This is a genomic window from Pseudoalteromonas sp. SANK 73390, from assembly GCF_054966645.1.
The window spans coordinates 39,245-57,427 of sequence record NZ_ARPN01000049.1; the positions used below are offsets into that span (position 1 = coordinate 39,245).

At 40.4% G+C, this 18,183-nt stretch carries 18 protein-coding genes and 1 pseudogene; 3 read left to right on the plus strand and 16 right to left on the minus strand.

The window, feature by feature from the left end; genetic code table 11:
* Nucleotides 1-33: 33 nt before the first annotated feature.
* The 6 genes and pseudogenes from dnaX to SANK73390_RS05925 form a co-directional block, all read right to left on the minus strand.
* A complete protein-coding gene (dnaX, locus tag SANK73390_RS05900; RefSeq protein ID WP_462764618.1) occupies nucleotides 34-2,331 on the minus strand; it encodes a DNA polymerase III subunit gamma/tau in 2,298 nt (765 codons plus the stop codon).
* Nucleotide 2,332: 1 nt separating this feature from the next.
* The gene (gene apt / locus SANK73390_RS05905; RefSeq protein WP_462764619.1) at nucleotides 2,333-2,878 is read right to left on the minus strand and encodes an adenine phosphoribosyltransferase; all 546 of its coding nucleotides are present in this window, start codon (nucleotides 2,876-2,878) and stop codon (nucleotides 2,333-2,335) included.
* A 161-nt stretch (nucleotides 2,879-3,039) separates the two neighbouring features.
* On the minus strand, nucleotides 3,040-3,162 hold the full coding sequence (locus SANK73390_RS05910) for a hypothetical protein (protein WP_261625799.1): 123 nt from the start codon (nucleotides 3,160-3,162) through the stop codon (nucleotides 3,040-3,042).
* A 68-nt stretch (nucleotides 3,163-3,230) separates the two neighbouring features.
* Nucleotides 3,231-3,977: an HvfC family RiPP maturation protein gene (locus SANK73390_RS05915; protein WP_462764620.1), complete on the minus strand. Its 747-nt coding sequence runs from the start codon at nucleotides 3,975-3,977 to the stop codon at nucleotides 3,231-3,233.
* Complete coding sequence (locus SANK73390_RS05920) at nucleotides 3,977-4,819, minus strand: HvfB family MNIO-type RiPP peptide maturase (protein ID WP_462764621.1); 843 nt, start codon at nucleotides 4,817-4,819, stop codon at nucleotides 3,977-3,979. Before SANK73390_RS05920 ends, SANK73390_RS05915 begins: the two co-directional genes overlap by 1 nt.
* A gap of 64 nt (nucleotides 4,820-4,883) precedes the next feature.
* Nucleotides 4,884-5,108 (minus strand): annotated as a pseudogene (locus SANK73390_RS05925) (HvfA family oxazolone/thioamide-modified RiPP metallophore); the annotation flags it as partial.
* 154 nt (nucleotides 5,109-5,262) lie between these two features.
* Here SANK73390_RS05925 and SANK73390_RS05930 point away from each other — a divergent pair.
* Nucleotides 5,263-6,249 carry a tRNA-dihydrouridine synthase gene (locus SANK73390_RS05930; protein WP_462764622.1) on the plus strand — a complete coding sequence of 329 codons (987 nt, stop codon included), beginning with the start codon at nucleotides 5,263-5,265 and terminating at the stop codon, nucleotides 6,247-6,249.
* 35 nt (nucleotides 6,250-6,284) lie between these two features.
* Entirely contained in the window at nucleotides 6,285-6,638 is a 354-nt protein-coding gene (locus SANK73390_RS05935) for a conjugal transfer protein TraR (protein WP_462764623.1), read from the plus strand.
* A 1-nt stretch (nucleotide 6,639) separates the two neighbouring features.
* Here the strand turns inward: SANK73390_RS05935 and SANK73390_RS05940 are convergent, their stop codons facing one another.
* The 10 genes from SANK73390_RS05940 to SANK73390_RS05985 all read right to left on the minus strand — a co-directional run bounded on the left by SANK73390_RS05940 (nucleotide 6,640) and on the right by SANK73390_RS05985 (nucleotide 16,676).
* Nucleotides 6,640-7,596 carry a hypothetical protein gene (locus tag SANK73390_RS05940; protein WP_462764624.1) on the minus strand — a complete coding sequence of 319 codons (957 nt, stop codon included), beginning with the start codon at nucleotides 7,594-7,596 and terminating at the stop codon, nucleotides 6,640-6,642.
* Between the two features lie 99 nt (nucleotides 7,597-7,695).
* Entirely contained in the window at nucleotides 7,696-8,955 is a 1,260-nt protein-coding gene (locus SANK73390_RS05945) for a tetratricopeptide repeat protein (RefSeq protein ID WP_462764626.1), read from the minus strand.
* An 11-nt stretch (nucleotides 8,956-8,966) separates the two neighbouring features.
* Complete coding sequence (locus tag SANK73390_RS05950) at nucleotides 8,967-9,581, minus strand: energy transducer TonB (RefSeq protein ID WP_261592702.1); 615 nt, start codon at nucleotides 9,579-9,581, stop codon at nucleotides 8,967-8,969.
* Nucleotides 9,581-9,985, minus strand: a complete 405-nt coding sequence (locus SANK73390_RS05955; RefSeq protein ID WP_261592701.1) for an ExbD/TolR family protein — start codon at nucleotides 9,983-9,985, stop codon at nucleotides 9,581-9,583. The genes SANK73390_RS05950 and SANK73390_RS05955 overlap by 1 nt, the downstream gene beginning before the upstream one ends.
* A gap of 14 nt (nucleotides 9,986-9,999) precedes the next feature.
* On the minus strand, nucleotides 10,000-10,524 hold the full coding sequence (locus SANK73390_RS05960) for a MotA/TolQ/ExbB proton channel family protein (protein WP_261592700.1): 525 nt from the start codon (nucleotides 10,522-10,524) through the stop codon (nucleotides 10,000-10,002).
* Nucleotides 10,524-11,888 (minus strand): MotA/TolQ/ExbB proton channel family protein, encoded by a 1,365-nt coding sequence (locus SANK73390_RS05965; RefSeq protein ID WP_261592699.1) that lies wholly within the window; start codon nucleotides 11,886-11,888, stop codon nucleotides 10,524-10,526. Before SANK73390_RS05965 ends, SANK73390_RS05960 begins: the two co-directional genes overlap by 1 nt.
* A 6-nt stretch (nucleotides 11,889-11,894) precedes the next feature.
* Nucleotides 11,895-12,665, minus strand: coding sequence for a DUF3450 domain-containing protein (locus SANK73390_RS05970; RefSeq protein ID WP_261592698.1), 771 nt, complete (start codon nucleotides 12,663-12,665; stop codon nucleotides 11,895-11,897).
* Between the two features lie 413 nt (nucleotides 12,666-13,078).
* Nucleotides 13,079-13,708, minus strand: coding sequence for a CatA-like O-acetyltransferase (locus SANK73390_RS05975; RefSeq protein WP_462764696.1), 630 nt, complete (start codon nucleotides 13,706-13,708; stop codon nucleotides 13,079-13,081).
* A 77-nt stretch (nucleotides 13,709-13,785) separates the two neighbouring features.
* Nucleotides 13,786-14,826 carry a Leu/Phe/Val dehydrogenase gene (locus SANK73390_RS05980; protein ID WP_462764630.1) on the minus strand — a complete coding sequence of 347 codons (1,041 nt, stop codon included), beginning with the start codon at nucleotides 14,824-14,826 and terminating at the stop codon, nucleotides 13,786-13,788.
* Nucleotides 14,827-15,149: 323 nt separating this feature from the next.
* Nucleotides 15,150-16,676 carry a fumarate hydratase gene (locus tag SANK73390_RS05985; RefSeq protein WP_261592695.1) on the minus strand — a complete coding sequence of 509 codons (1,527 nt, stop codon included), beginning with the start codon at nucleotides 16,674-16,676 and terminating at the stop codon, nucleotides 15,150-15,152.
* A 155-nt stretch (nucleotides 16,677-16,831) separates the two neighbouring features.
* Between SANK73390_RS05985 and pabB the strand changes: the two genes are divergently transcribed.
* Complete coding sequence (pabB, locus tag SANK73390_RS05990) at nucleotides 16,832-18,181, plus strand: aminodeoxychorismate synthase component I (RefSeq protein WP_462764633.1); 1,350 nt, start codon at nucleotides 16,832-16,834, stop codon at nucleotides 18,179-18,181.
* Nucleotides 18,182-18,183 lie beyond the last annotated feature (2 nt).

Below are 18,183 nucleotides of genomic sequence, written 5' to 3' on the forward strand. Positions count from 1 at the left end.
ATTTGGCTAAAAGATAAGGGCTATTGTAACTGATTACAATGCCTGAACTGTATTTTCGTCGACCGTTGCATCAAATTCTTGTACAAACTGGACAATATTTGAGTCTTGATTAATGACATCAACGGCTTGCTGATAGCGCTCAGCATCAATTTTTTGTTGTATTAAATAAGGCGAATCAATTACGCCGGGAGCAAAACTAATATCAATCTGTATCTCATAGCCATAGATTTCACTAAGTGAAGCAATCAATTTTTGCCGCAACATGGGGCTATCTAAGTGTTGTTGGCTTTGATCTACCTCTAACTTAAATTGGTTTTGATCTTTGGTAAAAATAGAATGCAGTGCAAATTGACGCATTCTACCACCCAACCCCATTCGCTTAATTAAATGTGCCCACTCGTCTTGTTGATGAGCAAATTTGATTTCGCTGATCGGGCTACTAAAGTCATTTGGTACTGGAATGCTTGGCTCAACAGGCTCAACTTTTTTACTGTTAGTAGTTGGCGCTATTTGCTGTAATAGCTCAGGTGCTAACTTGCTTTCATCCGTTTTATGTCGCGTTTTAAAGTCAGGCTTTTTCTTAACCGGTGTTGTTTGGCTTGTTGGCGCTTGCTGCGCCTGAGGCTTTTTTGCCTCATCACCCTGCCCTTGCAATAACTGCCCCGCCCCTGAGATTTTTCTATTTTGCAAAATACGCGCAATAGCAGATTGTGCTTGTTGCTCTTTGTCTGCGATATGTGGTGCAACATCTTGCTGCTGAGCTTGTTCACTTTGCCCAGTAGAGGGCTCCGGGCTCAGGCTAGGCGTTTGATGTTGGTTAGCTGCTGCATTATCTACAAAGCCCTGTTCATTCGCTTGTGCCATCACTTGTTCATATTGTACAGCGTACTCTTGTTGCTGCGCACGCTCATCATCACTTATATCGTCATGCTGCGGGTGTTCTTGTTGTAGAATATGATTTGTAGCTGCACTTTGCTCAACCGTTTGCGATACAGTTGCTTTTTGTAGATTACCTTGAGACTCTGTCTCTGGAATAGTTTGATTGGTTACCGACTCTGATACTTCTGTTGGTTTAACAGTCGCAGGATACATATCTTGCTCTTGTATCATTTGCTGAGTTGTGGATTGCGTTGTGTCACTCATTTGAGTGGCGTCGCTAGATTTATTTAACAACGCACGCAATCCACCCACTTTATTGTTTGCTTGCTCAGTCGATGATACTTGTTCAACTGAGGCACTGTGTAAATTTGTCTTTTCAAAAGCTAACAAACGCAACATCAGCATTTCAAACCCAAGCTTCTGCTCTGGTGCCCATTTTAAGTCTCGTTTGCCATTGAGCAATAATTGATAGAAAAGCTGTACTTTTTCAGGACCAATTTGTTGCGCTAACGTTGTTACATCCTGTGGGTCAAAATCACTAAGCCTTGCAGCTTGTGGCACTAATTGAGCTAGTTGCATGGCATGTGTTAATGCAATCAAATCATCTAGCACACTGATAAAATTACCATTTTGAGTTGCGATATTGTCAACTGCTTGCATTAAAGCTTGTGCTTCTTGGCAAATAATAGCTGAAAGTAAAGTTATCGCATGTGCACCGTCCATCAAACCCAGCATTTGTTGAACTGCACTCAATGTTAAATCGCTATTAGTTTGTGCAATTGCTTGATCGGTTAAGCTCAGTGCATCTCGCATACTACCATCAGCGGCTTTGGCTAATGCATGCAGTGCTTGATCTTCAAATTTAACTTGCTCTTTGGGCAATATATCACTCAGCTGGGTGATGATGTCGTGCTGCGACATTGCATTAAGGTTAAATTGCAAACAGCGAGAGAGAATCGTCACTGGCAGCTTTTGTGGGTCGGTCGTAGCGAGCAAAAACTTCACATGCTCTGGTGGCTCTTCTAGGGTTTTTAATAAAGCATTAAAACTGTGCTTGGAGAGCATGTGTACTTCATCTATCAAATACACTTTGTAACGGCCACGTGTCGGTGCATATTGCACGTTATCTAAAATCTCGCGAGTGTCTTCAACTTTTGTACGTGACGCGGCATCAATTTCAATTAAGTCAATAAACTTACCAGCTTCAATATCTTGACAACTACTGCACTGCCCACATGGGTTTGATGTAATTCCTTGGTCGCAGTTAAGGCTTTTGGCAAAAATACGGGCGATGGTAGTCTTACCAACGCCCCGAGTCCCAGTAAATAAGTAAGCGTGATGCAATCGCTGTTCATTCAGCGCATTAACTAATGCCTGTTTGACATGCTGCTGACCTACCAATTGATGGAAGGTTTGTGGGCGCCACTTTCTAGCTAGGACTTGATAACTCATATTATTCGCCTTCGAACTCAACAAGCTTTAGTACGTTAATGCCCATATCGACAACACGCTTTTCACCACCGAGCTCAGGTAAAGATACAACGAACGCAGCATCTGTTGCATTGCCACCAAGGCGTGATACTAATTTAGCCGTTGCTTCAATAGTGCCACCTGTTGCAAGTAAATCATCAACCAGTAACACTTTGTCACCTTCAACAACCGCATCAGTATGTAACTCTAAAATATCTTCGCCGTATTCAAGTTGATAAGCTTGAGAAATAACCTCACGTGGTAACTTACCTGGTTTACGTACTGGAATAAACGGAATACCTAAGGCATACGATAAAGGCGCACCAAAAATAAAACCACGAGACTCTGTACCAATGATTTTAGTAAAGCCTTTGTCTTTATATGCTGCAACAAAACTGTTTATGGTTGCTTGGAACGCTATGGGGCTAGCCATGAGCGTTGTTACATCACGAAACATAATGCCCGGCTTTGGGTAATCAGGGATCGTAACAATACTGTCTTTTATTATCGACGAATTAACTTGTGTCATGTTAGGCACGCTTTGTTAAATAAACTTTTAAAAAACTGATTATAACAAGATTGACCAAACATGGAATGCTATGAGCAGGGATTCTCGAGTAAACGAGGCAGAACGCCTTATAAACATACAAAAAGGCTGCAATTGCAGCCTTTTCAATAAAAAATAATGCTTTAAGCAGCCAACACACTCGCCCAGCCAAGAATTGCATTTAAGCATCCAATCCCAACAAAAACTGCCAAGAACGCAATAAAGTATGTTGCATTGAACGGGTCTTTAAATTCACCTTTAGACATAATACTACCTTAATTAAGCACGACAAAACGGCGCACATAATAATCGATAAGCCAGCTAGGATAAAGTGCTATTGTGCGTTTTTGCTGGCAATAATGTCCATTTTTGTAAATGCAGATAAAGTTTGCTCTGCGCCACCATACAACTGTTCATAACTAAATTGTGGTAGCTGATGGTGCACTTGCCCCACCAAATCAGCCAAGCTAATTGCTGGGTTTTGCTCAATGATTTGCAATAGCATCGCAGTCATTGCATTTGAAGACAAAAAGGTCACCTCCTCCTCTTCATCACGATAAATCACAAAGTAATAAGGTTGTTCGCTTGCCTCTTGCGGCTGAAACTCAGTGCTTACCTGATGTACAGGAAACGAATAGCTTAAGTTTCTTGCTGTATCTTTAAAGTATAAGGGTTGTTGCTGAATATCGGTTACTGGTACATAGTCGTTTGTACTTTGACAAACTGCAACATCTAACTCTGACCACTCATAGTGTGCCAGTTCCAACATAAATACGGGGTCAAAAGAAGTTGGCTCATATTCAAACTGTAAGAAATGTAAAAACTCTTGGCTTATTTCAAGAAAATAAGGAGACTGGCAGTCATGATCAACAAAAAACTGGCGAATCAAGGCTCGCCAAGTAGCTTCACAATATAAACTTTTTAGTACAGGGAATGCTGAAGAGACAAAACCTTCAATGTTATTAAAAAATAGTTCTCGATAAATATTAAGACGCCTATCTTCAACATCATTTGGGGCTTTGGCATGCTCGGGGTTACGAATATGCGCCATAAATTTACTTTGAACATCGATAAAGGACACTATGCTACTCCTTTAACTTGACCTAAAAATGGTTTTTGCAAGTGCTGAATATGCAAAAGTTCACTTTGTAGCTCTGTTATATTAGGAATATTAAAGTCTCGTTCAAGTAACGTTGAAAAAACACCATGATGCTGATAAGCCTGCTGCAGTAATTGCCAAACGGGATCGCATACTGGGGCACCATGCGTGTCTATTAACAAGTCTTCTTCCTCTTGGTAATGACCGGCAACATGGCCATAAACAATACGCTTGGTTGGCATTGCTTTTAAAAACTCAAGCGCATCATAACCATGATTAATACTGTTAACATAAATATTGTTAACATCTAACAATAAATCACAGTCAGCTTCCTCTAATACTGCTAATGTAAAAGCTTGTTCCGACATTTGCTGACCTGGCGCGGCATAATAAGAGACGTTTTCCAGAGCAATTCGCTGCTCTAAAATATCTTGTACTTGCTTAACCCGCTTTGCAACATGCCTAACCGCCTCTTGCGTAAATGGGATTGGCATTAAGTCATACATATGTCCTGTTCCTGAGCAATAACTCAAATGCTCACTGTAAAGCTCAATGCGATGCTCGTGGAAAAACTGTTTAAGCGCTTTGACAAATGCAATATCTAACGGTGCTGGAGAACCTAAAGATAATGATAAGCCATGGCAAATAAACTTGTGCTTATCGGTTAGTTGTTTAAACTGTCGTCCATATTTACCACCCATTTTAAGCCAATTTTCTGGCGCAACTTCGAAAAACCGAGCCTCAGAGGGAGTGTCAACGAGAAAGTCATCAAGCATTTCTCTTCTGAGCCCCAGCCCAATATCGCCAAGCTTATTTATTTGCATTACTTACCTCATAAAAAGCCAGAGCAACCAAAGCTGCTCTATATGCAGTATTTATTAGCGATTAATTAGAACCACATTTGCCTTCGCCGCACTTGCCTTCTTTTTTACCTTTGCTTTCACCGCATTTACCTTCGCCGCACTTGCCTTCAGCACCATCTAGCTGATAACCAGCAGTCATAGCTTCAAATGCAAATGGGTTAGCTTGTGCTTCACCAGCAGTTAGACCAGCAGTACCAATAACAACAGCACCTAACGTTAACGCGATAGAGTTCTTTTTAATTGTATTCATGACAGATTCTCTTTTTAAAATAAACGATTCATTGAACAAGACCATACGTGAACTAAAAATATTTCACCATAAACTTAAAAAAAGCAAATTTACACTTAGAAAATATCTAAGACTCGTTTAGAATAGCCGCCTTTTGGTCCACATATTGAGCAACATGAAACTAGTATTAGCCCCAATGGAAGGCGTTGTAGACTTTAAAATGCGTCAGTTACTGACCGATCTTGGCGGCTTTGACTTATGTGTTACTGAATTTATCCGTGTAGTAGATTTAACGTTGCCCAGACGTGTTTTTACTAGATACTGCCCTGAGTTACTCAATCAAGGCAAAACCAGATCAGGCACCCCTGTTAGAGTACAGTTATTGGGGCAAGTACCTCATGCACTCGCTGCAAATGCAAGAAAAGCGGTGAAACTCGGCTCTCATGGTGTTGACCTAAACTTTGGTTGCCCGGCCAAAACCGTTAATAAGAGTAAAGGCGGTGCAGTCTTGCTTAAAGAACCAGAACAAATGTATCAAATAATTAAAGCCGTTAGAGAAGCTGTACCGAATGAACATGCGGTAAGCGCAAAAATACGTTTGGGTTTCGATGACGACAGCAACAGTAACGAAATCGTTGATGCAGTACAAAGCGCTGGCGCTTCAAGCCTTGCTATACATGCAAGAACCAAACGTGATGGTTATAAACCACCTGCATATTGGGAGAAAATTCCCCCTTTATTATCTAGGGTTCACATTCCTGTTATTGCCAATGGTGAAATTTGGCAGGTAGAAGATGCCCTGCTGTGCCAACAAAGAAGTGGCTGTGAAGATTTAATGCTGGGCCGAGGCGCACTTGCAATGCCTGATTTAGCAGCAAAAATTAAAGCAAAAATACATAATCACACCCACAATACACTTAGTTGGGAAAATGTGATTTATCACATTTTACATTCATCAATGCATCAAGACTCAACTGTAAGCGAAAAATATTTCTCAGCACGTACCAAACAGTGGTTAGGCTATTTGAAACGCCAGTACCCTCAAGCACATGAGTTATTTGATGAAATTAAAACCCTAAAGTACAAAGATGATGTCGTCTTAGTGCTTGAGAAATACGCAAAATGTCCATCTCTTGATTCAAATCATAATAACTTTTTTTAAAGCTGATGATAATAGTTGCTCACAGGAGAGCAACTATGAATTCAAAGCAAACAAGACACTTTCAAGACCAGTTAGAGTGCGAATTATTTACTGTTAGACAAGCATTGTTAGCTGAACTGAAACAGTCGAGCCAAAACTTTGCAGGCGAACTTGCAAAATTGTTAGAACAAAGTTCGCCCGCAAAGTGGCTAGATATTACTGCTGAGCATATAAACCCACAGCAATACCCACATGTTCAAAGACTTTTAAAACTTGAAGCTGCCCTTTGCCAAATTGACATAGGGCAATTTGGCTACTGCTGTGATTGTGAAACCCAGCTAGACGCCAATGCTATCCAGACCGACCCAACTATTCAAAGATGCAGAAAATGCGCCCTAAGGCACACATAGATTAGATTGCAGCTAAGAAAGTTAATATACTGCCTGGGTAAAGGGCCGTATTTTCTATTAAAGCAGAGACTTGCTTATCTGTTATATGCAACCTAGAGCCTAACGTCAGACTTGCTTGTTTATATGACCAACCTTGGTAATTTATACCTAGGTCTATCTCCATTAATGCTAATAACATCTTCTTGGTTTCATTGGTCAGCATTGGCTTGCAATCAGCATATGTTCCAGGCAAATGTACATACTTGTCAATCCAATTCAGACCCGGTATTAAATTATCACAATATTGCTTAAGTACACTCAGCGCAAATGGCTCGACAATATCAAGTTTGATATCGCTAGACGCTTTATTGCGACTCTTAGCCAGCTTTTCCTGAACTTCATTGAGTAACATATTCGGCGCAACAGCCTGTGTGTAATAAAAGTTTAGCTTACTTTGGTACCACTCTTTTCCATTGGGGATTTGATAAAGCCCAATGCCGCTTCTAGGCTTGTATTTCTCTAAATATGCCTGTAAAGCTTCCCCCATAGATACATCAGTTAAGTAGCTTTTTAAAAGACTTAGTTCTATGCGAGACAAATAAATCTTGCTCTGTTTAGCCTCCTCTAATCTTGCTATAACTTGTGTCATCCACTGCTTTATTTGTTGCTCACTTGCTTGCTGCATCAACGCATTATGTAACACATTGACGTGTGCAGGCCAAGGCAAATAACGTTCTGGATAGCGCTCTTGAATTTTTAAATAGTTAAGCTCGCTTTGCTGGTTTTCGTTTAAGCTACCTGCTGAGAGTCGCTTATAAATCTCATGCCTTTTCTCTAAATACGTATCGGTAAAAGGCAAAAAAGCCAAGCCTTCCTCACGCTCTGATGGTATTAGAGCCAAATTAATCGAGCGTACTTTTTGTTCCGCTATTTGGTAGCTAATTTGTTCAGAAACTTGATCACATCCAACTAAACTCAAAGAAACGGCAACGCATAATAGAAATATTTTTAAAATGGTGGTTTGCATATATTTAAGGTTATTTTAGGTAATAAAAAAGCCCCTTGCGGGGCTTCTTTGTTAGATCTTAACACCGTTGCGCTGGGCTTTGTCTTTTATAAACGTAGCCCAAGCTCTTGCAAATTTACGTGTTCTTGGATCTTCTTGTGCTTTAACAATCGCTTGGTATGCTTGCTTATATTTATCTTGATATAAGTAAGCCTCAGCTAAGTCAGAGTAGGTGCTCCCTTTCTTGTCTGTACCAAGTTCAAGCGCTTTATTTAATTGAACAACCGCTGCACTGAACTTTTGTTCAGTTAATAGTAGGCTACCCGCTTTTCTATAAAGCTCAGCATCATTGTCAAACTTTGCAGCTTCTTCATAGTAATTCGCCGCGTCAACTAAATGCTTAGCTTGATGGTAGTAGCTTGCCGCTGCAGTTACATTCTGTTTAGTTCGCTCGACTTTTCCATCCTTCAGTGCTTTTTCAAAAACAACAGCAGCTTTGTATGGGATATCATTAAGCGAGTAGTAGCTGCTCAGAATTTTATAGTGATTTTCTTTATCGAAGTAACCTTTATCATACGCTACTTCCATTACAGTTAGACCATCAGAATAATCTTCAGTCTGCATGTAAAAAGAGCCCAGTTGAGTCCACACCTTTGGATCTTCTGGAAACAGTTTCACTAATGTTTCTGCAACTTTTACTGCTTCTTTATACTGCTTAAGTTCAAAGAAAGCACCAATCTTAAGCATGTGGTATTGCTTTTCAGGCTCTTTCTCTAATTCAATCGCTTTGTCAGCTGGCTCTACAACTTTGTTGTATTGCTTAAGCTCATAAAAACCTTGAGCTATTCGTGCATATACTTTTGAATCTTCTTCACCAGTGAAGTCCATCCAATCGCGGTATGTCTTAATAGCTTCTTGGAATTTACTTGTTCCAGCGTATAAATCACCTAACAGTTTAAATAAATCAGCTTGGTCTTTAAAGTTCAACGCGTCAGGGGCAAGAGCTAAGCGAATATATTTAATCGCGTCGTCATACTGCTCTTTTTGCGCATACATGTTGCCCAAGTAACGATTAACTGTCGCTTTATCAAAATCATCAGATGGGTCAAGTTCACGAAGCTCTGCGATCGCCTCGTCAATTTTGTCCTCATTGTACAAATCAAAAGCTTTTACGACTTTCTTACCTGTACGTTCACCCATAATTTTGGTTTTGGCGTTTTTACGTTCTTCAATCTTGGCATAGTCAGGTGCAGCAGTAGCCGCAGTACTGTACACAGTGCCTGATAAAGACATAAGTAGCGCAAGAGCAGTTGCTTTCTTAAAATGCGTCATTTCTTGCCTCCTTAACCTTGATTGAGTTTGAAATCTAACTGAACAGTAATACCAGGTTGTCTTTCAGGTTTCCCATCAACAATCTTTGGTCGGTATTTCCATTTACGTAAAGCTCTAATTGCTTCGCGATTGAAAATACGCTTAGGTTCAGCATCAATAATTTCTACATCTTCAACACCACCAAGTTCGTTAATCGTAAAGGAAAGTTGTACCCAACCTTCTTTACCATCGCGTGCTGCTTGAACCGGGTATTTAGGTTCAATACGAACGATAGGTGTTGCGTCACCGTCACGGCCAAACTCACCAGGGCCACTTAGACCGCCAGCAGTTCCCCCTAAGTCGATGCTTGGCATGTTAAAACCAATAGCACCCGCTGCAGGGTTAGCATTTTCAGGTTGAGGCGGCTGCGGTTTAGGCGGCTGCTTCGGTGGAGGTGGCGGCGGAGGCGGAACACGCTTCCGCTCCTGCACCTCTGATTCAGGTGGATTCGTCAAAATTTCGACCACTATCTGTTCTTTTTCATCTTCAGCCCTATCAGCTCCACCGGAGATCAGGTATGACATAAAAAAGAATAAGCCGAAAGTAACTGCCCCACCTGCAATCAGTGAAAACAGAACACGAATCATTACTTAGCTCCAGCAATTGAAATTTTCAGGCCGTCATCAGTGGCCTTGATCTGATCCATTACTTTTACAACTACACCGTGCTTAGCACCCTTATCCGCTTGGATAATAATAGCCTCAGTTGGTTGTTCAGCAAGAATACTCTCAAGGTTTGCACTAACACGCTCGACATCTACTTGACGCTTGTCCATCCAAATTTCACCATTCTCACGAATAGCAATAAAGACGTTAGCATTTTTAGTCTTTTGAGCTTGAGCAGCCTTTGGCTTCTTAACTTCAATACCCGCTTCTTTTACAAACGAAGTGGTTACGATGAAGAAGATAAGCATGATGAATACGATGTCAAGCATCGGTGTCATATCTACTGCTGCTTCTTCTTCCTCACGAAAACGTTGTTTACGTGCCATATTAATATCTCTCTTTAGTGATGAGGCAAACTATCTACCAGCTTTTCTTTAGCCATTTTCGCTCTTGCTTCAAGACGAGTGCTAAAGAATACACCTGATAGTGCCGCAACCATTCCAGCCATTGTTGGTATCGTTGCCATTGAAATGCCTGAGGCCATTAAGCGTGCGTTACCAGTACCTTGAGTTGCCATCGTTTCAAAAACGCTGATCATACCCGTTACTGTACCTAGTAAGCCAATTAATGGACACATGGCTACCAATGTTTTGATAATCAACATGCGCGCTTCTAATTTTTCAGACGCTTCAGAAATCCATGTATCACGGATTCTGTGTGCGTACCAAGACGTAGTGTCTTGGCGGGCATCCCACTTAGCTACAATATCCGCTTTCATTTTCGGATACTCAGCGAGTAGGAACCAATAGCGCTCTATCATTAAAACCCACATTAGAAAGAGTGCTATCGCGACCACGTATAAAACCTGGCCGCCTGTGCCAACAAAATCCCTGATAGATTCCCATATCTCCACCAGGACTAGCATTAGGCTTTCTCCTTCTCCGCATGCGAAGCAACGATACCTGCGCTTTGCTCGTCAAGGATGTGTAGTACTGCTTTACTACGACCTGCAACGATTGCGTGTACTAAAATTAGAGGTAGCGCAGCAATTAGACCTAGAGCTGTAGTTACAAGCGCTAGAGAGATATTACCAGCCATTAGTTTCGGGTCACCCGTACCAAATAACGTAATAGTTTCAAACGTTTTAATCATACCTACAACCGTACCTAATAGACCTAGTAATGGTGCAATTGCGGCCAAGATCTTGATAATATTAATGCCAGCATCAATACGAGGCGTTTCACGTAGAATCGCTTCATCAAGTTTAAGTTCAAGGTTTTCAACGTCTTGGTTTTTATTATCATGATATACTTTCAAGATACGACCAAGTGGGTTGTTTTCGTTAGGTGTATTGATGTTTTTGATTTGCGCTTTGATTTTAGAGCTAACTAACATTAAGTCAACAAATCTTACTAACGCAATTAACGCACCTACAGCTAGTAAGAAAGTGATTACATAACCTACTTCCTCACCTTGATGCCAACGCTCTTCAGGCGTAGAACGCTGAGTGTTCAAACGAAGGATTGCGCCACGTGCAGGGTCAACGTAGAATGAATTATACTCACCCGCTTTAGTGCTAAGTAAATCACTTACTGAAGCTAATACATAACCGTCAGGCTGCTTAGGAAGTGGTACGATTGACTTGTTAGCCGCATCATATATTACGTAGCCATCTTTAGTTACTAAGTTGAAGTTACCAACACGAGTAACTTGCTTAACACTAGTTTCACCACTTAGTTCAGCAACTTGAGCTTCAAAAGTAGACACTTTTGCAGATTCAGTCATTTCTGTTTGAAAAGCAATCCAAAGTTCTTCAAGCTCGCGAGTAGTAGGTAGTTCTTTTGCCGCAGCAAGAGAGCGCAATACTTCAGCACGTCCTGGCTTTTCAGCACTTACTAGTGATGCTTCAATTGAACCGATAGCTTCTGATGCAGAACGACGAACAACACCGAACATCTCACCTAAAGTACCTGTAGCATTTGCAAGCTCAACTTCTTTCTCAGCTAACGTGATTTCGTTTTGTTTAAACTCTTTGTTTAAACGCTCACCACGTGCTTTTTCTGAAGCTAATTCACTCTTTGCTTTGTTAAGCAATGATTGCTGGTTTGAACGCGAAGAAAGAAATTCCTGCTCACGTTGCTTATTAAGTTTACCTTCAGAAATACGGTTTTGTTTTACTTCTTGTAAGATTTTATCAAGAGCTTGCGTATTAGCGTGTGCATTTAGCGCGGCACCTGCAGAAACAGATAGCGCAGCAGCTACTGCAAAACCTTTAAATAATTTTCTCATTATTTATTACTCCGCGCCAAAAATTGGTAGTGCTAACAGTTCAGGCGCAGCCTGACCACGTGCGATACGAATGAACGTTTTAACTGGCTTTAAGTACTCATCGCCAAGTTCATCCCACTGCTTAGTTGTATTGTTCCAAACCCAAGCATGTTTTAAGTCGAAAGACTGTGCAACGTAAGCTATGCGGCCAAGACGTGCAAAATCAACGTTAATATTTTTGCCATTGATTTCAAGCGTACCTTGAGATGCAGCCTGAGTTGAACTGTAATCAGTTTCAATCGTGTATGCTTCAAGTACTTGACGGAATTTTTCAGATGTAGTTACGCTAGAACTAGAAAGTAAGTCACGTAGTTTTTCTACGCGGTTCATGCGTGTTTCTGTCTCAAACGGAACGTCCGCTTTGATGAATTGCTCAAGCGTATCGATCATGCGATACATCAAAGGCACAACGTCCTGTTTTGTCTTTTCAATTGTTCCGATCTGACGATCAAAAGATTCGATGCCAGCTCTTTGGTCAGCGACCAAACGGGCAACGTGGTCGTTATAAACCTTAAGCAGTTCAGTTTCATCAACAACGCTGCGGTACTCGCCGATCATTTCTTGCGTTTGACCAAAGATGTTGTCGATTTTTTCTTGAGACTTTTTAGCAGCCTTTTGAGTTTGTTGACCTACTTTTTGTACGTCGTTCAAAGGATCTGCAATCACATTGCTGCTTGCAAATGCCGTTGCGCCTAGAAGCGCAGTAGCTACAAGACTCTTTCTGATTTTAACAGACATAGTTCCCAACCAATTAAGTAATGTTACTTTTATAATTTTATCACCCCCTATAAGGGAGCAACCCTGATAACTTTTAACAGATATCAACTGTCCAATAATGCTAAATGCAAGTCGCTGTGTCAACTTCACTTGCAAAACAAATTTTTCAGTCTTAAAAAAATAAACCCGATATAAAACAAAAAATTAACATGGTTTTTTTTTCTCCCCGCTTATAAGCATTGATAATAAAGCAGTTAAATCACAATGTTTACATTTAATTACAACACAAGCACTCAATGTAATAGTCTCTTTAATTTTGCAATTGTGATACTTAAGCAACTGAATATATAGAAAAATAAAAATTATAGATGAAAAACAATTGTTATTTTTGCATCATTAATTAAAATCTTTCCATCTGCCTACATTTCAACCACTTAATCTGTTAATTCAAAAATAACCTGTTTAAGTGTAGTCAAAAATTGCGCAACATGAACACCATCCATTAATGCATGATGCACTTCAATATTCAGCGGCATCAAACCCGTATTATGCTGATACTGCCCAAACACGAATTTTGGCACACCCGAACAATGGTTAGTATCGTGTGCCGCGTGGCTAAAACTTGTAAAGTTAAACCATGGCAATACAGAGACATGAATTTGCGATACCTGCGTTTCTCTGAGTTCAAATTCTTGTGTTAATAATGCTTGATTCATGTAATACGATTTTTGCTCATGAACATGTTCACAAAATTCACCTAGGTTTTTTTTCAAGTACAAAGGCGTAAACCGAAATGTCTCATCCCCTTTTAAAAAAACCGTACTGGCCATCAGTTCATCTACTTCAACGGGCTGATCATCTACAATACGGTAACGCATCGGTGTACATTGATTAACCGCTTTTAATAAGCAATATAAGTAGCTTTGGGTAAATGAGTAGCAATTTGTGCGTGCAAATTGATAGAGCGATGAAAAATCAACATGAGTCGTAATGTTAAAATGTGGTTTATCAAAACCTTTAAAAAAATGAAAGTGCTGAGCGCGGGGCCATGTGTCTAAATCAATTTTTTTTCATATCGTCATAAAATAAAAAGGGTATGCTCAAAGCATACCCTTTCAAATATTTTTTTCGAATAAAATCGTTATAAACCTTGTTCGATAATTTCTTGCGCTAATTCATCTGCGATGATGTGTGTCGACTTTTGTTCACTCTCAGAACGAGCAAATATTTCAGTTAATGTATCATAGATACCTTCAACGTGTTTTGTCGCATCAACCTCATTGTAACCATCAGGTTTAGTTTCGTAATATACATTGATGATACCACCTGCATTAATTACATAATCTGGCGCATACAACACACCTTTTTCACGTAAAATCTCACCATGGCGAGATTCAGCAAGTTGGTTATTAGCGCAACCTGCAATGATGTTTGCTTTGATACGTGGAATCGTATTGTCATTAACCGTCGCGCCTAATGCGCAAGGTGCATACACGTCAACGTCTAAGTCATAAATTTCATCAATGCCAACCGCTGTTGCACCAAAGTCATTAACCACTCTATCTATTGACGCTTGGTTGATGTCTGTTACAAATAGTTCAGCGCCTACCTCATGTAAATACTTACATAACCCGTAAGCAACTGCACCTAAACCTTGAACAGCCACTTTCACGCCCGCTAAGTCTTGATGACCACGCTTATGCTGATAAGCCGCTTTGATACCTAAAAACGTACCTAGAGCAGTAAATGGTGAAGGATTACCACTTTTACCTTCTAAACCTAACACATAATTAGTTTCTTTATGCATCATCATTACATCACCTGTGGTGATGTTAACGTCTTCAGCAGAATAGTAACTTCCACCTAAACGCTCAAGATGCTTACCAAATGCTCGAAATAAGGCTTCTGATTTTATTTCTTTTGCATCGCCAATAATGACGGACTTACCGCCACCAAACGGCAAACGTGCAACCGCATTTTTGTATGTCATGCCTTTAGATAAGCGCAGCACATCATATACCGCATCTTCATCTTTAGCATAGTGCCACAAACGGCAGCCACCTACTGCAGGGCCTAGCTTAGTGCTATGTACCGCAATAATCGCTTTTAAGCCAGATGCTTCATCCGCACAAAAAACCACTTGTTCATGATTATCAAATTCAACTTGGTTAAATACAGCCACTTTAATATTCTCCGAAATGTCTCACCCTATGGGTATTGATAGCGCTGAAATTGGCAAAACTCTATCACTAACTCAGCATGCATGCCAGAAAATGAGATGATCATCCTACTATCTTCAATTAATTTAAATAATCAAGCCTTTATTTTATTTAAAATTGAATATATAAACCACCAGAGAATAAATAATCAGTTAATATAGTTAAGATATCTTAATTATTCGCAAGGGATGTTTACGTAAACGTAAACCACTCCTGTATTGTACAATTATAGTTACAAAAAAGCCGCAAGCTAAAGTGCATGCGGCTTTATACAATCTAGGCCGTATTATCTGAGCTTGCTATCTAGCTCTTCAATTTTAGCTTTCCAGATAGCAGGGCCTTGTTCATGTGCATTTGCACCAGTGCTATCAACCGCAACGGTAACCGGCATATCTTCTACTTCAAATTCATAAATGGCTTCCATACCAAGGTCTTCAAAGGCAACTACACGCGCTTTCTTAATCGCTTTTGCAACTAAATAAGCTGCGCCACCCACTGCCATTAAATAAACTGATTTGTTATTCTTGATTGATTCCACCGTTTCAGGACCACGCTCAGCTTTACCAATCATACCCACAATGCCAGTCTTTTCTAGCATTAGGTCAGTAAACTTATCCATACGAGTCGCAGTTGTTGGACCAGCTGGACCTACAGCCTCATCACCAACAGCATCCACTGGGCCAACGTAATAAATGAACTTGTTATCAAAGTCCACGCCCTCTGGCAAACCTTCACCAGAATTTATCATATCTTGCAAACGCTTATGCGCAGCATCACGACCTGTTAAAATTTTACCTGATAGTAAAACGGTTTCACCCATCTTCCAGTCATGTGTATCTTCTTTGGTTAAAGTATCTAAATTTACACGACGTGTATCTTCACCTACTTCCCAAGTTACTTCTGGCCAATCTTCTAGTTTTGGTGCTTTTAAATCAGCAGGGCCCGAGCCATTAAGCGTAAAGTGAACATGACGTGTAGCAGCACAGTTAGGGATCATTACAACTGGCTTTGAAGCGGCATGAGTGGGAGCGGTTTTAATTTTAATATCAACAACCGTTGTCAAACCACCTAAGCCTTGAGCGCCGATGCCTAATTTATTAGCACGTTCAAAAATCTCTAAACGTAGTTTTTCTTCAGCTGTCTCGGCACCACGCTCCATAAGTTCGTGAATATCTACAGGGTCCATTAACGACTCTTTAGCAAGTACGGCAGCCTTTTCTGCAGTTCCACCGATACCGATGCCTAACATACCCGGCGGGCACCAACCAGCACCCATAGTTGGTAACGTTTTCTCTACCCAAGCAGCAACATCATCCGATGGGTTCAACATCACCATTTTTGTTTTGTTTTCTGAACCACCGCCCTTAGCTGCAATCATTACTTCTACTTCAGTACCTGCCACCAAATCAATATGCACAACTGACGGTGTATTATCTTTGGTGTTTTTACGACTACCTGCAGGGTCTGCAACAATTGATGCACGTAAAGGGTTATCAGGGTTTAAATATGCTCTTCGAGTACCTTCATCAACCATTTGTTGAACTGTTAGATCTGTCTTATCCCACTTAACATCCATACCTACTTTTACAAAACAGGTCACAATCCCTGTATCTTGACAAAGTGGACGCTTACCTTCGGCTGACATTCTAGAATTAATCAAGATTTGTGCAATGGCATCCTTTGCCGCTTTACTTTCTTCTTTGTGATACGCTTTTTCTAAAGCTTGAACAAAGTCCAGTGGGTGATAAAAAGAGATATATTGCAAAGCATCTTCAATACTGTCGATGAAATCTTGCTGACGGATCATGCTCATGACGGTTCCTTAATTTGTGTTATTTAACGCATCGGTTAATAACTGAATACATCTAAAAATAGTGACAATTAAGCTAAAACGTAAGCCACTATAGAAAAATAGATAAGTATGATAACCTCCCCGCCCGTTTCGGGCTAGTTTTCAGGTTCAAGTAAATGGTAAATGAACAGATCAATTGTAAAAAATTAAACATCTCACTTTCAGCAGAAGTTGTTTTTGAGCACTTTGCACATCTCCCTCATGCCGTTTTACTTGATTCTAGTAATGCAAAACATATGAATAGCCGGTTTGATCTCATCAGCATAAACCCAATACATCGTTTAGAAGCCAAACAAGGCAAAATCTATCTTGATGATGCTTTGCAAAATGATGATTGCTTTAGCATCATGAAGCAGCAGCTGAATAAACTTTGTGCAACCAAAGCACCATACGGATTGCCATTTAGTGGTGGTTGGCTCGGTTATTTTTCCTATGACTTAGGTCGCTACATAGAAAGTTTGCCCAAAAAATCTATACGTGACATTGCGCTACCCGAGCTAAGTATTGGTTTATACCTCGATGCATTAATCTTTGATAATCATAAAAAGCAGTGGTATTACGTATCGCAACCTAATGTTGAGCGTGCTGACGAATATATGAATTATATCTTAGGTGCAGCACCAGAATACGATGAATTTGCTCTCACAACACCGTGGCAGTCAAATATGACACAACCACAATACACAGAGCGTTTTGAAAAAATTCAGCAGTACCTACTAAGTGGTGATTGCTATCAAATTAATTTAGCGCAAAGGTTCAGCGCTGGATATACTGGTGCACCTTGGCTGGCGTATAAAAAACTTCGTGCTAGCAACAAAGCACCATTTTCTGCGTTCATTAATTTAGAGCGCAATGCAGTATTGTCAGTCTCGCCAGAGCGCTTTTTACTCGTCGACAAAAAACAAGTTGAAACAAAGCCCATTAAAGGAACATTACCACGATTAGATGACCCAAAAGAAGATGCCTTACAAGCTCAAAAGCTGGCTAGCAGCACCAAAGACAGAGCTGAAAATGTCATGATAGTTGACTTACTGCGTAATGATTTAGGCAAAGTTGCCAAACCAGGAACCGTTGCAGTGCCAAGTTTATTTGCCATTGAAAGCTTTCCTGCCGTACATCACTTAGTCAGTACAGTCACTTGCCAATTAGCTGAAGGAAAATGTGCCGTAGATCAACTTGAAGCAGCTTTTCCCGGAGGCTCAATTACCGGCGCACCAAAAATTCGAGCTATGGAAATTATAGAAGAATTAGAGCCTCATAGACGCAGTGTATATTGCGGTGCTATTGGTTATTTAAGCGCCTGTGGTAGGATGGACACTTCTATTACAATTCGAACTTTAGTATGCAGCCAACAGCAAATATATTGTTGGGCTGGCGGTGGCATTGTCGCAGATTCACAAGTCAATCTTGAGTATCAAGAAACCTATCATAAAGTAAATAAAATTTTACCAACTTTGGAAAAATAAGA

What these genes read in the sequence shown, in the direction of transcription:
- dnaX (WP_462764618.1), bottom strand. Translation starts at nt 2,331, where the DNA reads ATGAGTTATCAAGTCCTAGCTAGAAAGTGGCGCCCACAAACCTTCCAT.
- apt (WP_462764619.1), bottom strand. Translation starts at nt 2,878, where the DNA reads ATGACACAAGTTAATTCGTCGATAATAAAAGACAGTATTGTTACGATC.
- SANK73390_RS05910 (WP_261625799.1), bottom strand. Translation starts at nt 3,162, where the DNA reads ATGTCTAAAGGTGAATTTAAAGACCCGTTCAATGCAACATACTTTATT.
- SANK73390_RS05920 (WP_462764621.1), bottom strand. Translation starts at nt 4,819, where the DNA reads ATGCAAATAAATAAGCTTGGCGATATTGGGCTGGGGCTCAGAAGAGAA.
- SANK73390_RS05930 (WP_462764622.1), top strand. Translation starts at nt 5,263, where the DNA reads ATGAAACTAGTATTAGCCCCAATGGAAGGCGTTGTAGACTTTAAAATG.
- SANK73390_RS05935 (WP_462764623.1), top strand. Translation starts at nt 6,285, where the DNA reads ATGAATTCAAAGCAAACAAGACACTTTCAAGACCAGTTAGAGTGCGAA.
- SANK73390_RS05945 (WP_462764626.1), bottom strand. Translation starts at nt 8,955, where the DNA reads ATGACGCATTTTAAGAAAGCAACTGCTCTTGCGCTACTTATGTCTTTA.
- SANK73390_RS05950 (WP_261592702.1), bottom strand. Translation starts at nt 9,581, where the DNA reads ATGATTCGTGTTCTGTTTTCACTGATTGCAGGTGGGGCAGTTACTTTC.
- SANK73390_RS05955 (WP_261592701.1), bottom strand. Translation starts at nt 9,985, where the DNA reads ATGGCACGTAAACAACGTTTTCGTGAGGAAGAAGAAGCAGCAGTAGAT.
- SANK73390_RS05960 (WP_261592700.1), bottom strand. Translation starts at nt 10,524, where the DNA reads ATGCTAGTCCTGGTGGAGATATGGGAATCTATCAGGGATTTTGTTGGC.
- SANK73390_RS05965 (WP_261592699.1), bottom strand. Translation starts at nt 11,888, where the DNA reads ATGAGAAAATTATTTAAAGGTTTTGCAGTAGCTGCTGCGCTATCTGTT.
- SANK73390_RS05970 (WP_261592698.1), bottom strand. Translation starts at nt 12,665, where the DNA reads ATGTCTGTTAAAATCAGAAAGAGTCTTGTAGCTACTGCGCTTCTAGGC.
- SANK73390_RS05985 (WP_261592695.1), bottom strand. Translation starts at nt 16,676, where the DNA reads ATGAGCATGATCCGTCAGCAAGATTTCATCGACAGTATTGAAGATGCT.
- pabB (WP_462764633.1), top strand. Translation starts at nt 16,832, where the DNA reads ATGGTAAATGAACAGATCAATTGTAAAAAATTAAACATCTCACTTTCA.